Here is a 17,563-nt window from a genome sequence, read left to right as displayed (position 1 = left end):
CCGGCAGACCTCGGCGCGGATCAGGGCGTTCATGGCGGTGAAGGGGTCGATGGGCACGGCTGAACCTCGTGGGGGTGAAGAGGGGTGTGGGGGTGCTTCACTGCTCGTGCCGCTCAGCAGCGAAGGACCACACTCCGCACCGCCCGCAGGGACCCGCCCCCGCCCGGGGCGCCGTACGCGTCCTCGCCCGGCGGTGCCGCCACAGCCGCCGGGGGGAGCAGCACGCGCACTCCCGCTCCGGGCAGCTGCCGGACCGGCGTGCCTCGTCCAGGTGGGCGTACGGGGGCCCGCAGTTCGGGATCGGCCGGGTCCGGCTGGCCCTCGGCCGGAGCCGACGGCGGGACCGGTTCGGCCGGTTCGGCCGGTTGGGCCGGTGTCGCGGCGGCGGGCGGCGGCTCGGCGAGTGCCATGGCGGCGGCCGGGCCGGCCCCGAAGACGCACAGCAGCGCGGCGCAGAACGTCACCAGGGCCCTGCCCGGTGTCGCGCACAGCCGCCGCGTCCCTCTCATGCCCGGGGTGTGCCCCGACACGCCGGAGGGTTCTTCCCCCGGCGGCCGAAATGCGTCCGACCGGGCGACGGTGATTCACGCGTTCACGCCACACCTGCCGGTGAGGGCTGCCGCGCGGGCCACCGTCTCAGGCCAGCACGCACGCGGCCGCCGCCCCGCCCATCAGCGCGGCGGCGAGGTGGATGGCAGGGTGCCCGTAGTCCTCGAACCACAGGTGCCGGACCAGGCCGCCGAGCGCGGCCAGGGCCGTGATGATGCCGATCTGGCCCAGCAGCGTCAGCGCGGTGAACTGAGCCAGGACCAGCAGCAGGACGTTGAACCAGAAGGGGGCCGCGCCCGTCCAGCCGCGCCAGTGCCAGATCGCCGCCTGCATGGGCAGGGCCCCCTCATCTCAACCGGTGGGCTGTACAGCCTCCTTGGCGCGGACGGCGGGGACAAGGGCCCGTTCGGCAAGAGTGCCGAAAGCGAGGCCGAAAACCGCCCACAGGGCGGTCTGGATGGCGAGCGAAGCCAGCCGGAACTGCCAGATGAGGGTCGCCGGGAAGTCCTCGGGCACCTCGTTCACGGCGGGCAGGAAGGCGTACGCCAGGCCGACGGCGACGACGAAGAAGCCGCCCGCCGCCCAACTGGCGTGCCAGGTGCCCAGGGTCGGCGCCAGGCGCCGGCCCAGGATGGCCGCGCCCGCGGCCAGCAGCAGGCCGAGGGCGATCATCAGCAGGTACAGGGCGGTCCGGCGGGCCGCCGTCTCCGGGTCGCCGACGGCCGGCGGGTTGGCCGGGTACTTGAAGAACGGGACCAGCGTCGTGGTCACGAACGCCCCGAGGGCGACCAGCGCGGCCGTCGCCCGCGGCGAGAAGCGCCCGATGCGCCCCAGCGCGAAGGCGAAGACCAGCGCGGCGATCCCGCCGAGCGCGACGCCGTACAGCAGGACGCCGGTGCCCAGCCCCGCCGTGGCCTGGAGGGCCCGGCTGACCGGGGCCTCCTCGCCGTGGTCGTGGTCGGCCGGGGCGGCCGCCCCGCCGTGGTGGTCGGCCAGGCCCGCCTCCTCGATGGCGATGGCGGCGTCCACATGCGCCTCGCCGAGGAAGTAGGCGACCAGGAAGGCGGCCGCGCCTGCGAGCAGGCCGGCCAGCATGCCCCGCATCAGCAGGGCACGCACGGAAACGGAATTCACTTGGTGGTTCCCCTCGCGTGGATCGGTTCGATCGGTTCGACCGGTGGCAGGGGGAATCAGTGGCAGGGGAAGCCGAGCAGGTGGCGGCCGTCGTGCAGCCACTCGTGGACGTTCTCGCCCTCGAAGAGAGCGGTGGCGCCCTGCTCGACGCCGACGAAGTAGAGCAGGACCAGCATCAGTACGCCGGTGAAGAGCGCCCAGGGAGCCAGCTCCCGAAGGGAGATGGGGGCGGCGGTGGCGGCAGGAGCCGTCGGGGTCACGGCGGACGTAGCCATGGCAGAACCTCCAGGGGGAACACGCGTCCCGGTCAGTGGTGCACTCGAACGACGGTGGCGGGTCTGACTTCCCTCCCGGGCGGGAGGATTCACAGTGGCGCGACCGTGCCGGATTCTCACCGGTACTTCCGTCATACCGTCGTCATGTCGTCCGAGACCGTACCGCGTTTATGCTCCGCTTATGAACCCCTCATCGGTACGAGTTCTGCTGGTCACACCGCCTCTGGACGAGAACAGCAGGCAGGGGCGGTTCGGCGGAGGGGGATGTTTCGCCCTGGACACGGGGGCGTGGGCAGGGCGGACGCTGGCCGAGGTGGCGGCCGAGGACCCGCAGGCGGTCCGCGCCTGGCTCACCGACCCCGGCTACGCCCCGCCCGGCGGGGAGTCCGTCGAGCAGCTGGTCGCCCGGGCCGGGGCCTGGCTGGCCGGGCTGGGGCCCGGCACCCATCGGATCACCGCCGAGCAGGCCTTCGTCCGCGCGGCGGTCGTCCACGCGCTCCGGCTGCCGGCGGGTACCTTCTGGCGCCTGGACGCCCGCCCCCGCACGACCACCGAACTCAGCGGCCGCGCGGGGCGGTGGAACCTGCGGCTCGGAGCAGCCGAGGCGGAAGCCGTGCCGGATTCCGAGCCGGAGACCGGAGCCGGCTGTTAGGCCACGATCCAGTCGCTGGTGGCGATGACCGGCTGGACGCCGTCGCGGTGGACGGTGCCCTCGATCAGGCCGTACATGCGGTCCGCCGCGAAGTAGACCTCGTTGTCGTTCTTCAGGCCGAACGGCTCCAGGTCCACCAGGAAGTGGTGCTTGTTCGGCAGGTTCAGCCGCACCTCGTTGACCGTCTGGACGTTGTCGAGCACCCGCTCGGCCATCTGGTGCAGGGTCTGCTGGAGCGAGTAGGAGTACGTCTCCGCGAACGCCTCCAGCATGTGCTTGCGGACCCGCTTGTAGGAGCGGTCCCAGTCGTGGGAGGTGTTGTCGGCGGCCAGCGCCGAGTGCGCCCAGCGCGCGGTGACCTTGGTGGCCAGGATGCGGTCGTACGCCTCCTGCAGGGTCGTGTACTTGTCCTTGATGTAGCCGTGGAACTCGGAGTCGGTCGAGTTCATGACGGTCAGCTCCTTCAGGCCGGAGATGACCTGGAGGCCGGTGGTCTCGCTGTAGGTGATCTGCGCGGTGCGCACCTCCTGGCCCTTGCGGACGAAGGAGTGCTGCTCCTTGCGGGTCGGGACCGGGATCCGCTCCCAGGCGAACTCCTCGATCCGGATCTGCGCCTCGCGGATCGGGGCCTGGGAGGACACGAAGTGCTTGGCGAGCAGGATGCCGAACGCCTCGGGCGACTCGATGCCGTGCTCCTTGGCGAAGGCGTACACCGTGTTCTTGGTGGTGTCGGTCGGCAGGCAGTTGGTGTTGTCGCCGGTCAGGTGGACGTCGCGGAACTCACCGCGGAGCGCGACCGAGACGTTGAGGTCGCGGATCTCGTGCCACGTACCGTCGCTGCCCGTCCGGGTGATCTTGACGATGCGGTTCTCGGCCTTGCCGTACTGGTTCTGGGCGAGTACGTGCTTGCTCATGCGCTGACTTCCTTCGGGTACACGGAGTCCGGTGGATTGGATCCCGTACGCCCGGCGTCCGGCGGCCCGCGCACACCGTGCCGCCGGCCAGCCCCCCGCCGTTCGGCCCCCGGGAAGTGAGGGGGCCGCCCCGGGACTGACGTGCATCCCGGTCCGTAGGTGCTCCATGGATTGCAGCACGGCCGCGACCGGATCGGACCGGCGCGATTCATCCGAGAGCGGCGCCCGCGGATTGGGCGACCCCACAGGACGGCCCCACAGGACGGCCACGGAGCCGCCATGGAGCCGTCACGCGGACGCCACGCGGCGGCCACGCGGGCAACCGGGTCAGGCCATGTGCGCGTCGGCCACCGACAGGGCCCCGTCCAGGATCTCCAGGCCGCGCGCCACGTCCTCGGGGGCGATGGTGCAGGGCGGGGCGATGTGGATGCGGTTGCCGGCGGTCAGCGGCCACAGGCCGCCCTTCTTGCAGGCGTCGGCGAAGGCGGCCATCGGGGCGTTCGCGGCGCCCGCGGCGGCGTAGGGGACCAGCGGCTCGCGCGTACCGGGATCCCGTACGAGCTCCAGCGCCCAGAAGGTGCCCAGACCCCGGACCTCGCCGACCGAGGGGTGGCGTGCGGCCAGCGCGCGCAGGCCGGGGCCCAGCAGCTCGGCGCCGGTGCGGGCGGACTGCTCGACGATGCCTTCCTCGGCCATGGTGGTGATCGTCGCGACGGCGGCGGCGCATGCCAGCGGGTGCCCGGAGTAGGTCAGCCCGCCCGGGTAGGGGCGGCGGGCGAAGGTCTCGGCGATGGCCCCGGAGATCGCGACGCCGCCGAGCGGGACGTAGCCGCTGTTGACGCCCTTGGCGAAGGTCAGCAGGTCGGGCGTGACCTCCCAGTGGTCGGCGGCGAACCACCTGCCGGTGCGGCCGAAGCCGACCATGACCTCGTCCAGGACGAAGACGATCCCGTGGCGGTCGCAGATCTCGCGTACGCCCGCCAGGTAGCCGGCCGGCGGCACGAGCACGCCGGGGGCGCCGCCCACGGTCTCCAGGACGATCGCCGCGACCGACTGCGGGCCCTCGAAGACGACCGTGTCCTCAAGGTGGCGCAGGGCCCGCTCGCACTCCTCGGCCTCGGTGGTGGCGTGGAAGGGCGAGCGGTAGAGGAACGGGCCCCAGAAGTGCACGACCCCGGCGGTCGCGGAGTCGTTGCCGAAGCGCCGGGCGTCGCCGGTGAGGTTGATCGCGGTCGCGGTGGCCCCGTGGTACGAGCGGTAGGCGGCGAGGACCTTGGGCCGGCCGGTGTGCAGACGGGCCATCCGGACGGCGTTCTCGACGGCCTCGGCGCCGCCGTTGGTGAAGAAGACCTTGTCGAGGTCGCTGGGGGTGCGCTCGGCGATGAGGCGCGCGGCCTCGGAACGCACGTCGACGGCGAACCCGGGCGCCACCGTGCACATCCGCGCCGCCTGTTCCTGGATCGCGGCGACGACCTTCGGGTGCTGGTAGCCGATGTTGGTGTAGACGAGGGCGCTGGAGAAGTCGAGGAAGCGGTTGCCGTCGTAGTCCCAGAAGTACGAGCCCTCGGCCCCGGCGACGGCGAGCGGGTCGATGAGCTCCTGCGCGGACCAGGAGTGGAACACGTGCGCGCGGTCGGCGTCCTTGACCGCGTCCTTGTTCATGAAATGAGCGTAATTGTCCATGATGGGGAGTCCTCGGATGGTCGGGGCTTCGTCGGGCCTGCGGACGTCGGGTCGGCGGACGTCGGGTCGGGGGACGTCGGGCGGGCGGCGCCCCGGCCGTCAGACGATGTGCCGGCCGCCGTCGACGGTGAGCACGTCCCCGGTGGTGTACGGCGCGTCCACCAGGTAGCGCACGGCCTCGGCCACGTCCTCCGGGGTGCCGACGCGGCGCAGCGGGGTATGGGCCGTGATCCACTCGCGGGAGCTCTCCCAGACCTCTTCGGCCGCGTCGTACCAGGGCGTCTCGATCAGACCGGGCGCCACCGCGTTGACCCGGACGGCCGGGCCGAGTTGGGCGGCCAGCAGCCGGGTCATGTGGTTGAGCGCGGCCTTGCTGACGGCGTACGGCACGGAGCTGCCCAGGGCCCGGGTGGCGGAGACCGAGGAGATGTTGACGATCGACCCGGCGCCCGACTCCCGCAGGTGCGGGGCGGCGGCGGTGGTCATCTGCCAGGCGCCGAGGACGTTGACCTCGAAGATGTCGCGCCAGGCGGCGGCGTCCGCCGCCGGGAGGTCGTCCAGGGGGATGAAGCGGGTGGTGCCGGCGTTGTTGACGAGGATGTCGAGCCGGCCGTGGGCGGCCACGGCCTCCCGCACGATCCGCTCGGCGTCGTCCGCGTCGGACACGTCGCCCCGGACGTAGACCGCTCCCGGCAGTTCCTCGGCCAGGGCCTTGCCGGCGCCCTCGCTGCGGGCGGAGTTGAGCACCACCCGGATGCCGTCGGAGACCAGCCGGCGGGCGATGGCGGCGCCGATCCCGGACGACGAACCGGTGATCAGTGCGACGCGGCTCTCGGTCATGTGTCCTCCCCTGTGGGCTCTCGTTTCACGGCCTCTTACCCTATCGAATGACGGAAAATATATTCCGAATAACGGAAAGAAGTGGGGTCGGGTGCCGGAGGCAGGTGATTGATCGCCTGCTGCCTGGGTAGGTGCGCCCGCGAGAGAAGCCGCAAGGATGGAGGCCGCCGTGGACACCGGGATGTGGGCATACGCCAAGAGCAGCGGCCATGTCGCAGGAACGGATCTGGCCGGGTTCACGGTCGAGGCTTCCGACGGGCACATCGGCCGGATCGACAGGCATTCCGCCGACGCGGGCCGCTCGTTCATCGTGGTGGACACCGGGCCGTGGATCCTGGGACGGCACGTGCTCGTCCCCGCGGGTCTGGTCAGAGAGGTCGACATCCAGAACGAGACCGTCCGTGTCGCCGCCACGAAGCAGCAGATCAAGGCGAGCCCGGACTTCGAGAGCGGGCGGCATGAGGACGACGTGGCCTTCATCCGGCTCATCGAGAACTACTACGCCGCCAACCGCCACGTATGACCGTGGAGGGAGGGAGGGAACGGACATGGCACGGCGCTTCTCGGTCGAGTCGACCGCGAGGGACGGGACGACCGTTCTTGCGCTGGCGGGAGAGCTGGACCATGACACCGCGGGCCCGCTCCGCGAGGCGCTGGCCGCGGCTCTGGGCCGTGCCGACCGGGGAAGCCGGCTGCTGGTCGACTGCGCCGCGCTGCGCTTCTGCGACTCCACCGGGCTGAACGTCCTGCTGCACGCCCGGCTCACCGCCGAGGAGTCCGGCGGCCGGCTGGAGCTGGCGGGGCTGCGGCAGCCGGTGGCCAGGATGTTCCGCATCACCGGCGCCGACGGGGTGTTCCGGGTCCACGCGGACCTCGGCGAGGCGCTGGCCGCCGCCGCGTCGGCCGACGGCGGCGGTCCGGACGGCGGCAGTGGTCCGGGCGGCGGCAGTGGTCCGCACGACGGCGGCGGTTCGCACGGCGGCCGGGAGGGCGGCGGCCGGGACGGCGGCGGTCGGCAGGCGCAGGGGGGCGGTGGCACGCCATGATCCAGGCGCCGGGTGAGCAGACCCGCCGGCTGCTGCTGGGCGGCGGTACGCCCGGTGTGGTCACGCGCTGCCGCGACTTCACCCGCCAGGCCCTCCAGGACTGGGGCTGGCCGGTGCCGGACCCGGACGGGGGCGACGAGGACGCTGACCTGGCCGACCGCATGGAGGCCGCCGAGGACGTCCTGCTGATGGTCTCCGAGCTGGTGACCAACGCCTGCATGCACGCCGGCGGCCCGCGCGAACTGGTCCTGCGGCTCGGCCCCGAGCGGCTGCGGGTCGAGGTCAGCGACGGGAGCCCCGAGCACCCCCGTCGCCGTCCGGCCGCCGACCCCGCGGTGCCCGGCGGGCACGGCCTGACCGTGCTGGATCGCCTGGCGCGGCGCTGGGGTTCGGCTCCCTCCACCAGTGCGTGGGGCGGGAAGACGGTGTGGCTGGAAGTGGCGGCGCCGGTCAGCCCGGCCCTTCCGCGTCCGTGGGACCGGCGGGATCGGCCGGATCGGCCGGATCGGCCGGATCGGTCAGGAGTCCGGTCCGCAGCGTCGCCAGAGTCCGGGTGAGCAGCCGGGAGACGTGCATCTGCGACAGGCCCAGCCGGTCGCCGATCTCGGACTGGGTCAGTTCCTGGCCGAAGCGCAGGGACAGCAGGACGCGCTCGCGCTCGGGCAGCTCGGCCAGCAGCGGCTTGAGGGACTCCAGGCATTCGATGCGGTCGTAGGCGGCCTCGTCCTCGCCCAGGGCGGGCTGGCTGCCGTACGGGTCGCCGTCCTCCTGGACGGGGGCGTCCAGGGAGCGCGTGGAGTAGGCGTGCGCGGCCTTGCGGCCCTCCGCCAGCTCCTCCTCCGGCACGCCCAGCCGCTCGGCCAGTTCGCTGTCGGTGGGGGCGCGGCCGAGGTCCTGTTCCAGGGCGTCGGTGGCCTTGGCGGTGTCCAGGCGTAGTTCCTGGAGCCGGCGCGGCACCTTCACGGCCCAGCTGGTGTCACGGAAGAATCGTTTTATCTCGCCGGTGATGGTCGGCATCGCGAAGGAGGTGAACTCCACCCCGCGGTCCGGGTCGAACCGGTTGATGGCCTTGATCAGGCCCACCGTGCCGACCTGGACGATGTCCTCCGTCGGCTCGCTGCGGTTGCGGAAGCGGCGGGCGGCGAACTTCACCAGGCTCAGATTGAGCTCGACGAGGGTGTTGCGCACGTACGAGTACTCGCCGCTGCCCTCCTCCAGCCCGTGCAGCCGGTGGAAGAGGGCCACCGAGAGGGTGCGGGCCTCGCCGGTGCTCACGTTGAGGGGGTCGTCCGGGATCTCGCAGTCGGTGCACTCCGTGCACCCGACGCGGCCGGCCGGGGTGGGGTCGTGCGTCCTGTCGGCGTCCGCCCAGGACGGGGCCGTCTTGTCGGGGTCCGCCCGGGAGGGGGCCGCCTTGTCGGGGTCCGCCCTGGTGGGGCCCGTCCCGGTGGGGCCGGTGCCGGTCTGGCCCGTACGGTCGAAACGGTCCGGGCTGTGCTCCCGGACGCCTGTCAGGCGCTCCATGCTCGTCCTCCGACGGGGGCGTGCTTCGCGGCGGATGCAGCTGGCCGTCGTGAGCCGGTTCTCAGTGGATATACCCGCTCCCACCGTCACATACCCCTTCGCCCGTGGGGCAGGGGTACACGTATGACACGTGAGACGAGACCGGCACACGGGCCGGCACCGGGACGGGACCGGCGCCCGGCGCAGGGGCCGGACCACGAGGAACGGGACGAACAGCGCCGGGTCCGTGAGGAGGACCGGGCCGAGCACCTGCTGGAGCAGGCGCGCCGCGCCGAGGACCCGGAGGCCGCCGACCGGCTGCGCCACCGCGCCGCCGTGCTGCGCGACCGCGCCGAGCGGCTGCACCCGCCCGGCCACCGTGACATCGTGGCCGACGAGGAGATCTGACCGGCATCGGAGTCCGACCGTCACCGGCAGCAGCGTCCGACCGGCATCCGCATCCGACCGGCATCCGCATCCGACCGGTGACCGGCACCAACGTCCGACTGGCACCAACGTCCGACGGCACCAACGTCCGACCGGCAGGCCGCCGGGGGTCCGACCGGCAGCCGCGGAGGAAGGGCCCGGCCCATGCCCGTAGAGCCCGCGAACCAGTCCCTGGCCGCCGCCGTGGCCGGACTGAGCGCCGAGGTCGCCGAACTGCGCGGCGGCCGGGCCCGGCGCAGGCTGCTCGACCTGGCCACCGGGGTCCTGGTCGAACAGCTGCGCCTGAGCCCGACGGCCGCGGGCGACCACCTCCTGGAGCTCGCGGTGTCGACCGGCCTGAGCGCCGAGGACCTCGCCGCGGACGTGGTCAACGCCGCCGTCGGCGCCGTTGTGGCCGAGTCGCCCGCCGAGGCGCGGCAGATCCGCCGGAGGGCCGCCGCGGTGTCGGTGTCCGACAGCGCCGGCGAGGCGGCCGCGTCCCTGCTGGAAGGGGGCCTGCGGCGGCTCGGGGTCCGGGCCCTCTACCTGTGGCGGCGCACGGACACCGACTGCCTCGAACTCGCCGGGCACGCGGGGGCCACGCCGCAGGAGGCCACGCACTGGCAGTGGGTGCCTCCCGACACGCCGCTGCACCGGGTGCTGTGGGAGGGCGGGAGCTGGTGGGGCGTGGACGACCGGCTGCCCGGCGGCGGGGCGGGTATGCAGGGGCGGCCCCTGCGCGCGGTGATGCCGCTGCGCCGCCAGGGCGGCGTGGTGGGCGTCGCGCTCGCCGTGTGGCCCGGGGGCCCGGCCGCCGAGGCGGTGGGTGCGTCGGTCCGGCGCACCGCGGAGCTGCTGTGCGAGCCGTGCGGGGCGCTGCTGGACGCCGCCGGGCCGCGGGCCCGGCCGAGCGAGGTGGACGCCGCGCTCCAGGAGCTGCTGCACCTGCTCGACCAGCCGGCCGTGCTGATCGGCGAGGACGGCGGGGACCCCGAGCGGATCGCGTACGTCAACCCGCAGGCGGGCATCGTGCTCGGCGGCGGTCCGGACCCGGTCGGCCGCCCCGCCGCGGCGGTCCTCCCGTACGCCTGGCCCGCGCTGGCGGCCGCGGCGGACCGGGTCGGCGCGCAGTTCCTGGGGGAGGTGGCCGGCCTGGAGGACGTACGGGTGGTCCCGCTGGGCGGGGGCCGGGCGGTGGTGCTGTGGGACACCCGGCCGCGGGACGACGCGGTGCTCGCGCGGGTGCTGGGGCGGCTGGAGCGGGTGGCGCCGTTCCGCGAGGACCTGGCGACCGGGGCCGTGGTGTGGAGCGACGAGGCCTACGTCCTGTTCGGTATGGACCGGGACCGGCCGCCCCTGCCGCTGGCCCGGGTCGGCGCCCGGCTGCACGCCGAGGACGTGCCGCTGCTGGAGGAGCTGCTCGCCTCGCTGGTGGACCGGCACCGGGGCGGGCGCGTCGTGGTGCGGGTGGTACGGCCGGACGGCGGCCTCCGGCACGTGCACGTCGCGGCCGAGCCGCGCATGGCCGGCGACGTCCTCACCGGGATCGCGGGCGTCTACCAGGACGTCTCCGCGCAGCACCGCACCGCGCTCGCCCTGTCGGCCACCGCGGACGAGCTCTCCGCCGCGCACACCGACGCCCTGCTGCGCGAGCGGCTGGTCCGCCAGCTCCAGGAGGCGATCTCGCCGTCGCTGGGGGAGACGTACGGCCTGGAGGTCGCCACCCGCTACCGGCCCGCGGCCGAGGCCTACAAGGTGGGCGGCGACTGGTACGACGTGATGGACCTCGGCGGCGGCCGGATCCTGCTCGCCGTCGGCGACGTCGCCGGGCACGGGGTCGAGGCGGCCAACTCGATGGTGGCGCTGCGCCACGCACTGCGCGGGCTGGCCCTGACCGGGGCGGCGCCGGGCCGGGTGATGTCCTGGCTCAACACGGTGACCCTGGCCTCCCCGGACCACCCGACGGCCACCGCGGTGTGCGCGGTCTACGACCGGGCCGACCACGTCCTGCACCTGGTGAGCGCGGGCCATCTGCCGCCGCTGCTGATCCACGCGGGCGGCGCCCGTTTCCTGGAGCTCCCGCACAACCTCCTGCTGGGCGCCCTGCCGGACGCCGAGTACGAGGAGGCCTCGATCCCCCTCGGGCCGGACGACACGCTGCTGCTGTACACCGACGGCTTCGTGGAACGCCGACACGTCGGCCTGGACGAGTCGCTGGAGGTGCTGCGGCGGACGGCCGAGTCACTGACGTCCGTGGACCCGGAGGAACGGGCCGGCGCCCTGATCACGGCGGTCACGGGTGACACGGAGGACGACACCAGCCTGGTGGTGGTGCGGCTGCGCGACGCGGAGTCGGCGGGCCTCACGGAACACTCGGAGCACTAACCGAGAGGTTGCGCTTTCAATTTGAAAGTGCGAGGCTGAGGGCGGCGGCCACCCCGCCCCGCGGCGAAGGGCCCCGCGTCCCGGCGGCTCCCCCTCACCCGCCCCTCCCCTCACCACCTCCCGGAAAGGTCCTCTCATGAAGATCGCCCTGTTCGGCGCCACCGGCATGATCGGCACCCGGATCGCCGCCGAGGCCGTGTCCCGCGGCCACGAGGTCACCGCCGTCTCCCGCTCCGGCCGCGCCCCCGCCGGTGTGACGGGTGTGACCGGCGACGCCGGCGACCGCGAGTCCGTGGCCGAGGTCGCCGCCGGGCACGACGTGGTCGTCTCCGCGGTGTCCCCGGCGCGCGACGGCTCGAACCCGCTGGAGCCGTTCACCGCCCTCTACGAGAACCTGGTCGCGGGCGTACGCGCCTCCGGCGTGAACCGGCTCGCCGTCGTCGGCGGCGCCGGCAGCCTCCTGGTCGCCGAGGACACCAAGCTCGTGCACGCCCCCGGTTTCCCCGACCTCTACAAGGCGGAGGCCCTGACCCACGACGCCGTCCTGACCTCTCTGCGGACGGTGGACGACCTCGACTGGACCTACGTGTCCCCGGCCGCCGAGATCGCCCCGGGCACCCGCACAGGCACCTTCCGACTCGGCGGCGACTGGCTCCTCGCCGACGCCGACGGCAACAGCCGGATCAGCGCCGAGGACTACGCGGTCGCCTTCGTGGACGAACTGGAGCAGGCCGCCCACCCCAAGGCGCGCATCACCGTGGCCTACTGACCTGGCCTACTGGCCCGGCCTGCTGACCGGGCCTACTGACCGGGCCTACTGACCCGCGGTCACGCCCCGGACCGCCCCGTCACGGCGCCGAGGTCGAGGCGGGCGAGGCGTTCCGGGTCGGTCAGGATGTCGAGGGCCGTCACCCGGCCGCCCCGGACGGTGAACGCCATGACCGACAGCGGCGTCCCGTCGGCCGACAGGGCCACCACGCCCGGGCTGCCGTTGACCAGCGCCGGGTGCGCCCGCTCCGCGAACCGGGCGAACATGATTGCCTGCGAGGCGACCCCGGTGGCGCCGCGGCGCAGCCCGCCGGGGCGCAGCGTCCCGCCGTCGGAGCGGGCCACGACGTCGGGATCGAGGACGGCGACGAGGCCGTTCAGGTCGCCGCTGCGCGCCGCGGCCAGGAAGGCGTCGACGACCTCGCGGCGCCGCGCCAGGTCGGTGTCGGGCGCGGGCGCCCCGCCCTGTACGCGGCGCCGGGCGCGGCTGGCCAGCTGCCGCGTCGTGGCCGGCGTACGGCCCAGCACCTCGGCGATCTCCTCGTAGGGCACGGAGAACGTGTCGTGCAGGACGAACGCCAGGCGCTCGGCGGGGGAGAGCGTCTCCAGGACGACCATCAGGGCCATGCCGACCGAGTCCGCCAGCAGGATCTCCTGCTCGGGGCCGATGCCGTCCGCGCTGCTGACGATCGGGTCGGGGAGCCGGACCAGCTGCCCGTCCTGGTCGTACAGCGGGTCCTCGCGGCGCGTGGTGCGCGAGCGCAGCATGTCCAGGCAGACCCGGCCGACGACCGTGGTCAGCCAGCCGCCGAGGTTGTGCACCCCGTCGGTGTCGGACCGGCTCAGCCTGAACCAGGCCTCCTGGACGGCGTCCTCGGCCTCGCTGAGCGAGCCGAGCATCCGGTAGGCCACCGCGCGCAGATGGGGGCGGTGCGCCTCGAACCGCCGTGCCAGAACCTCGTCGTCACGCACTCTGACCGCACCCCCGTAGCCGCTGTGGATCATGTCCCGCCATGACGATATCCCGGCGCCGTCGTGCGATGGCGGGGTTGCCGTCCGGGGCTTCCGGAATACCCCTGGGGGGTATATGGTTCTGGTGTGGGTCCGGGAACGGGGCCACTCGGGACGGGAATGGGGATGGCAGTCATGGACCACACGGCTCACCACGGCGCACAGCACACCGGCACCACCCAGCACCACGACCACGGGACCACCGCGCAGGGCCACGGCGACCACGCAGCCCACCACGGTCACGAGGGCCACGTCGGCCATGCCGGCCACGAGACCCACGTCGGCCACGAAGGCCACGCCGGTCACGAGGGCCACGCGGGCCACGGGAACCATGAGGCCCACCACGGCCACCACGGTCATCACCACGCCCTCGGGAAGGTGACCTGGAGAGCCGCCGCGCAGGCCACGCTGCACTGCCTCACCGGATGCGCCGTCGGCGAGATCCTGGGCATGGTCATCGGCACCGCCCTGGCCTGGGGCAACGTACCCACGATGGTTCTGGCGATCGTGCTGGCCTTCGTCTTCGGCTACGCCTTCACCCTCTTCGGCATCCGCCGCGCGGGCCTCGACGTCGGCACCGCGATCAAGGTGGCGCTGGCCGCCGACACCGTCTCGATCGCGGTGATGGAGCTCGTGGACAACGGCATCATCGCGCTGGTCCCCGGGGCGATGGACGCACACCTGGACGAGGCGCTGTTCTGGGGCGCGCTGCTCGGCGGCTTCGCCATCGCCTTCCTGATCACCACGCCGGTCAACAAGTGGATGATCGGCCGCGGCAAGGGCCACGCCGTGGTCCACGCCTTCCACTGACCCCCGCCCGACGGCGAACGGCCCGGTCCCCTTCCGCAAGGGGACCGGGCCGTTCGCCGTCATCAGGGCTGGGCGGGCGGTACGGGCCGCGGGCCGGGATCCCGGTCCGGCTCCGGCTCCGGCGGGGGCTTCGGCGCCGGCGAGTGGGGATCGCCGGGGACCGGATGCGTGGGCGGCGTGGGATGCGGCCCCGGCTGCGGCCCCGCGGGGAAGGGGTGGCTCGGTCCCTGCTCGCCCGTCCGGCTCATGACCGCCTCCCGCGTCACCGTCCGTACAGCCTCCTCGACTACGGCTACCCGGCCGGCGCCCGTGAATGCACGGCCCGGTGCCCCCGGCCGGACCGGGGGCACCGGCCCGTCAGGCCGGGGTCGGGCGGCGGCCGCCCTGGGGGACGACCAGGGGGGTGCCGGCCACCGGGCAGGGGATCACCTGGGCCGGGAGGGCGAAGACCTCGTGGACCAGCTCCGGGGTGACGATCTCCGACGGGGGCCCGGCGGCCACGACGCGGCCGTCGCGCATGGCCACGAGGTGGTCGGCGTAGCGGCAGGCGAGGTTCAGCTCGTGCAGGACCATCACCACCGTGCGGCCGTCGGTGCGGTTGAGTTCCGCGACCAGTTCCAGGACGTCGACCTGGTGGGCCAGGTCCAGGTAGGTCGTGGGCTCGTCCAGCAGCAGGACCGAGGTGTCCTGGGCCAGGGCCATGGCGATCCAGACGCGCTGGCGCTGGCCGCCGGAGAGTTCGTCGATCGAGCGGTCGGCCAGGTCGGCCGCGCCCGTCGCGGCCAGGGCGGCGTCGACCGCGGCCTCGTCCTCGGAGGACCACTGGCGCCACCACCGCTGGTGGGGGGTGCGGCCGCGGGCGACCAGGTCCCGTACGGAGATGCCGTCCGGTGCGCTCGGCGTCTGCGGCAGCAGGGCCAGGCGCAGGGCGAAGTCCCGGGCGGAGAGGGAGGCGATGTCCTCGCCGTCCAGCAGGACGGCCCCGTCGGCGGGCTTGAGCAGCCGGGCCAGGGCGCGCAGGGCGGTGGACTTGCCGCAGGCGTTCGGGCCGACCAGGGCGGTGACCCGGCCCGCCGGGATCGGCAGGTCGAGGCCCTCGGCCACGATCCGGTCCCCGTAGCCCAGGCGCAGGCCGGTCCCGTGCAGTGCCGCGGCCCGGGTGGTCCCGGCGGCGGTGGTCCCGGCGGCGGTGGTTCCGCCGGCGGTGGTCCCGGTGTCGGTGATGGTGGCGGGGGCGGTCGGCGGGGCGGTCATGTCAGCCTCCCTTTCCGGCCCGGTTGGCCCGGGCGAGCAGCAGCAGCAGGTACGGGGCGCCCACGGCGCCGGTGAGCACGCCGACGGGCAGTTCGGTCGGGGCCAGCACGAGCCGGGCGGCCAGGTCGGCGAGGATCAGCAGCACCGCACCGGTCAGCGCGCTGGTGACCAGCGGGATCCCGGCGGTGCCGGCGAGCCGGCGGGCGATCTGCGGGGCCCCGAGCGCGATGAAGGCGATCGGGCCGGCGGCCGAGGTGGCCAGGGCGGTGAGGCAGGTGGCGAGCACCAGGAGCGCGATCCGGGCGTACCGCAGCGGGATGCCGAGGCTGCGCGCGGTGTCGTCGTCGTACTGCAGCAGCTGGTACGGGCGCGCGAGCGCCAGGGTCAGCGGCATCAGCACCGCGAGGGCCAGCCCGGACCACAGGACGTGTTCGTAGCCGCGGCCGTTGAGGCTGCCGGTGAGCCAGACCATCGCCCGGGACGCCTGGTCGATGTCGGCCCGGGCCAGCGCCCAGCGGGTCAGGGCGATGAGTGCGCCGTTCGCCGCGAGGCCGACGAGGACGAAGCGGTAGCCCGTGATGGTGCCGTCGCGGTAGGCGAGCAGGTAGATCACCGCGGAGGTGAGCAGGGCGCCCGCGAGGGCGCCGAACGGCACGGCGCCGAAGGTGCCGGCCCCGGCCGCGGTGACGCCGCCGAGCAGGATCGCGGTGACCGCGCCGGCCCCGGAGCCGGCGGCGATGCCGATGAGGTCGGGGCTGGCCAGGGAGTTGCGGGTGACGGCCTGGTAGACCGCTCCGGCCAGGCCGAAGGCGGCGCCGACCAGCAGCGCGGTGAGGGCGCGCGGCAGCCGTAGCTGATGGATGATCAGGTTCGCGGCGCCGTCGCCGAAGCCGAGGACCGCGCCGACGACCTCGTCGACCGGGATGGCGTACGTACCGAGGGACACGGAGGCGACGAGGCCCGCGAAGCCGGTGAGGACCAGCGCGAGGACTGCGCCGGCCACCCGCGGCCGGACGGCGACGCCGACCGGCCCGGCCTCCCACCGCAGGAGGTCGGTCCGGCTCATCGGGTGTGCTCCTTCAGCTTGCCCCGCTTGACGAGGAGGGCGAGGAAGGGGGCGCCGAGCAGGGCGGTGACGACTCCGGCCTCCAGTTCGCCGGGGCGGGCCACCATCCGGCCGACGACGTCGGCGGTCAGCATCAGGGCCGCGCCGCCCAGCGCCGAACAGGGCACCAGCCAGCGGGCGTCGGGCCCGGTGAAGGCGCGTACGACGTGCGGTACGACCAGGCCGACGAAGGTGACCGGTCCGGCCGCGGCGACGGCGGTGCCCGCGAGCAGGATGACCGCGACGGCGCCCAGTGCGCGCGTGGTCCTGACCTTGGTGCCCAGGCTGGTGGCGAGGTCGTCGCCGAGGGCGAGCGCGTTGAGCCGGCCGCTGAGCCCGACGGCCAGCACCAGCCCGGCCACCGCGAACGGCAGCAGGTCCCAGGCCAGCCCGGAGTCCCGCCCGGCCAGGGAGCCGACCGCCCAGAAGCGGTACTGGTCGAGCGTGCGTACGTCGAGCAGGACGAGGGTGTTGGTGCCCGCGTCGAGCAGCACGGTGACGGCGGCCCCGGCGAGCGCCAGCTTGGCCGGGGTGGCGCCGCCGTAGCCGGTGCCGCCGACGGCGTACGCGAGGAGGCCGGCGAGCGCGGCGCCGAGGAAGGCGAACCAGATGTACTGGTAGGGGCTCGTCAGCCCGAACATGCCGATGCCGAGGGCGACGGCGAACGAGCCGCCGGCGCTGATGCCGATCAGGCCCGGGTCGCCGAGCGGGTTGCGGGTGATGTCCTGGGCGACCGCCCCGGCCGCGCCGAGGGCGAGGCCGACGATCAGCCCGATCGCCGTGCGCGGCATGCGCAGTTCGCGGATGACGACCGCGTCGCCCTCGCTGCTGCCGGCTATCGCGGACAGCACGTCGGAGAGCGGGACCGACTTGGTGCCTATGGCGAACGAGGCGCAGACCGCGGCGAGAACGGCGGCGAGGAGCGCCACCGCCACGGCGGCTCTGGTGGCGGTCCGGCGGGGTGCGGGGCGGATCGGCGGGGTGCGGCGGGGAGTTGTTCCGGTCGATCCGGTCGATCCGGTCGATCCGGTCGCCCCGGCGACGGCTGGCTTGAGGGTCACCCTTGACAAGGTAAGGGATGCCTAACCGAAGCGGAGGCCCTCCCGGGTGGATTACGACCTGCGCAGCGGCTATTCTCACAGCGCCTTACGCAGGTAAGCCTTGCCTAAGTCGTTGGCCAACGGTTTCGTGAAGTCCGCGGGACCGGA

20 protein-coding genes are annotated in these 17,563 nt (G+C 73.9%); 8 read left to right on the top strand and 12 right to left on the bottom strand.

The annotated features are described in order from the left end of the window. Nucleotides 1–113 precede the first annotated feature (113 nt). The 4 genes from GPJ59_RS10140 to GPJ59_RS10125 form a co-directional block, all read right to left on the bottom strand. Nucleotides 114–509: a hypothetical protein gene (locus GPJ59_RS10140; RefSeq protein ID WP_219666151.1), complete on the bottom strand. Its 396-nt coding sequence runs from the start codon at nucleotides 507–509 to the stop codon at nucleotides 114–116. 127 nt (nucleotides 510–636) lie between these two features. Further along, nucleotides 637–882: a hypothetical protein gene (locus GPJ59_RS10135; RefSeq protein ID WP_219666150.1), complete on the bottom strand. Its 246-nt coding sequence runs from the start codon at nucleotides 880–882 to the stop codon at nucleotides 637–639. Nucleotides 883–900: 18 nt separating this feature from the next. Next, nucleotides 901–1,683: a CbtA family protein gene (locus GPJ59_RS10130; RefSeq protein ID WP_219666149.1), complete on the bottom strand. Its 783-nt coding sequence runs from the start codon at nucleotides 1,681–1,683 to the stop codon at nucleotides 901–903. Between the two features lie 56 nt (nucleotides 1,684–1,739). Next, entirely contained in the window at nucleotides 1,740–1,958 is a 219-nt protein-coding gene (locus GPJ59_RS10125) for a CbtB domain-containing protein (RefSeq protein ID WP_219666148.1), read from the bottom strand. Nucleotides 1,959–2,139: 181 nt separating this feature from the next. On the opposite strand from GPJ59_RS10125, the gene GPJ59_RS10120 reads away from it, so the two are divergent. After that, entirely contained in the window at nucleotides 2,140–2,610 is a 471-nt protein-coding gene (locus GPJ59_RS10120; protein ID WP_219666147.1) for a histidine phosphatase family protein, read from the top strand. On the opposite strand, the gene pucL is transcribed toward GPJ59_RS10120, so the two are convergent. From pucL to GPJ59_RS10105, 3 genes are all read right to left on the bottom strand, one after another. Then, a complete protein-coding gene (gene pucL / locus GPJ59_RS10115; RefSeq protein WP_219666146.1) occupies nucleotides 2,607–3,524 on the bottom strand; it encodes a factor-independent urate hydroxylase in 918 nt (305 codons plus the stop codon). The two genes, GPJ59_RS10120 and pucL, sit on opposite strands and share 4 nt — an antisense overlap. Before the next feature lie 327 nt (nucleotides 3,525–3,851). Next, nucleotides 3,852–5,186, bottom strand: coding sequence for an aspartate aminotransferase family protein (locus tag GPJ59_RS10110; RefSeq protein ID WP_258024154.1), 1,335 nt, complete (start codon nucleotides 5,184–5,186; stop codon nucleotides 3,852–3,854). A gap of 120 nt (nucleotides 5,187–5,306) precedes the next feature. Next, on the bottom strand, nucleotides 5,307–6,047 hold the full coding sequence (locus tag GPJ59_RS10105; RefSeq protein WP_219666144.1) for an SDR family NAD(P)-dependent oxidoreductase: 741 nt from the start codon (nucleotides 6,045–6,047) through the stop codon (nucleotides 5,307–5,309). Between the two features lie 169 nt (nucleotides 6,048–6,216). Between GPJ59_RS10105 and GPJ59_RS10100 the strand changes: the two genes are divergently transcribed. From GPJ59_RS10100 to GPJ59_RS10090, 3 genes are read left to right on the top strand one after another with little or no spacing between them, the layout of a single operon-like run. Further along, the gene (locus tag GPJ59_RS10100; RefSeq protein ID WP_219666143.1) at nucleotides 6,217–6,570 is read left to right on the top strand and encodes a PRC-barrel domain-containing protein; all 354 of its coding nucleotides are present in this window, start codon (nucleotides 6,217–6,219) and stop codon (nucleotides 6,568–6,570) included. A gap of 25 nt (nucleotides 6,571–6,595) precedes the next feature. Next, on the top strand, nucleotides 6,596–7,093 hold the full coding sequence (locus GPJ59_RS10095) for an STAS domain-containing protein (protein WP_219666142.1): 498 nt from the start codon (nucleotides 6,596–6,598) through the stop codon (nucleotides 7,091–7,093). Beyond that, nucleotides 7,090–7,650: an ATP-binding protein gene (locus GPJ59_RS10090; protein ID WP_258024153.1), complete on the top strand. Its 561-nt coding sequence runs from the start codon at nucleotides 7,090–7,092 to the stop codon at nucleotides 7,648–7,650. The genes GPJ59_RS10095 and GPJ59_RS10090 overlap by 4 nt, the downstream gene beginning before the upstream one ends. On the opposite strand, the gene GPJ59_RS10085 is transcribed toward GPJ59_RS10090, so the two are convergent. Further along, nucleotides 7,544–8,617 carry an RNA polymerase sigma factor SigF gene (locus GPJ59_RS10085; RefSeq protein ID WP_258024152.1) on the bottom strand — a complete coding sequence of 358 codons (1,074 nt, stop codon included), beginning with the start codon at nucleotides 8,615–8,617 and terminating at the stop codon, nucleotides 7,544–7,546. The genes GPJ59_RS10090 and GPJ59_RS10085 overlap by 107 nt on opposite strands. A 123-nt stretch (nucleotides 8,618–8,740) precedes the next feature. Here GPJ59_RS10085 and GPJ59_RS10080 point away from each other — a divergent pair, with 123 nt between their 5' ends. The 3 genes from GPJ59_RS10080 to GPJ59_RS10070 all read left to right on the top strand — a co-directional run bounded on the left by GPJ59_RS10080 (nucleotide 8,741) and on the right by GPJ59_RS10070 (nucleotide 12,176). After that, entirely contained in the window at nucleotides 8,741–9,004 is a 264-nt protein-coding gene (locus GPJ59_RS10080) for a DUF6381 family protein (RefSeq protein WP_219666141.1), read from the top strand. Between the two features lie 183 nt (nucleotides 9,005–9,187). Continuing rightward, nucleotides 9,188–11,407: a PP2C family protein-serine/threonine phosphatase gene (locus GPJ59_RS10075; RefSeq protein WP_219666140.1), complete on the top strand. Its 2,220-nt coding sequence runs from the start codon at nucleotides 9,188–9,190 to the stop codon at nucleotides 11,405–11,407. 136 nt (nucleotides 11,408–11,543) lie between these two features. After that, complete coding sequence (locus GPJ59_RS10070) at nucleotides 11,544–12,176, top strand: NAD(P)-dependent oxidoreductase (RefSeq protein WP_219666139.1); 633 nt, start codon at nucleotides 11,544–11,546, stop codon at nucleotides 12,174–12,176. A gap of 59 nt (nucleotides 12,177–12,235) precedes the next feature. On the opposite strand, the gene GPJ59_RS10065 is transcribed toward GPJ59_RS10070, so the two are convergent. Continuing rightward, nucleotides 12,236–13,147 (bottom strand): sigma-70 family RNA polymerase sigma factor, encoded by a 912-nt coding sequence (locus GPJ59_RS10065; protein WP_219666138.1) that lies wholly within the window; start codon nucleotides 13,145–13,147, stop codon nucleotides 12,236–12,238. Between the two features lie 174 nt (nucleotides 13,148–13,321). Between GPJ59_RS10065 and GPJ59_RS37280 the strand changes: the two genes are divergently transcribed. Then, entirely contained in the window at nucleotides 13,322–13,996 is a 675-nt protein-coding gene (locus GPJ59_RS37280; protein WP_258024151.1) for a DUF4396 domain-containing protein, read from the top strand. 357 nt (nucleotides 13,997–14,353) lie between these two features. Here GPJ59_RS37280 and GPJ59_RS10055 read toward each other — a convergent pair whose 3' ends face one another. The 3 genes from GPJ59_RS10055 to GPJ59_RS10045 are packed head-to-tail and all read right to left on the bottom strand — an operon-like array spanning nucleotide 14,354 to nucleotide 17,416. Continuing rightward, a complete protein-coding gene (locus tag GPJ59_RS10055) occupies nucleotides 14,354–15,250 on the bottom strand; it encodes an ABC transporter ATP-binding protein (RefSeq protein ID WP_219666137.1) in 897 nt (298 codons plus the stop codon). A gap of 1 nt (nucleotide 15,251) precedes the next feature. Beyond that, entirely contained in the window at nucleotides 15,252–16,316 is a 1,065-nt protein-coding gene (locus GPJ59_RS10050; protein ID WP_219666136.1) for a FecCD family ABC transporter permease, read from the bottom strand. After that, nucleotides 16,313–17,416: a FecCD family ABC transporter permease gene (locus tag GPJ59_RS10045; protein WP_308120221.1), complete on the bottom strand. Its 1,104-nt coding sequence runs from the start codon at nucleotides 17,414–17,416 to the stop codon at nucleotides 16,313–16,315. The genes GPJ59_RS10050 and GPJ59_RS10045 overlap by 4 nt, the downstream gene beginning before the upstream one ends. Nucleotides 17,417–17,563 lie beyond the last annotated feature (147 nt).

Origin of the sequence: Streptomyces bambusae (genome assembly GCF_019400985.1) — a bacterium.
Classification (GTDB): Bacteria; Actinomycetota; Actinomycetes; order Streptomycetales; family Streptomycetaceae; genus Streptomyces; species Streptomyces bambusae_A.
The sequence above is the reverse complement of the archived record's forward strand: the minus strand, read 5'-3'. Positions and strand labels throughout refer to the sequence as shown.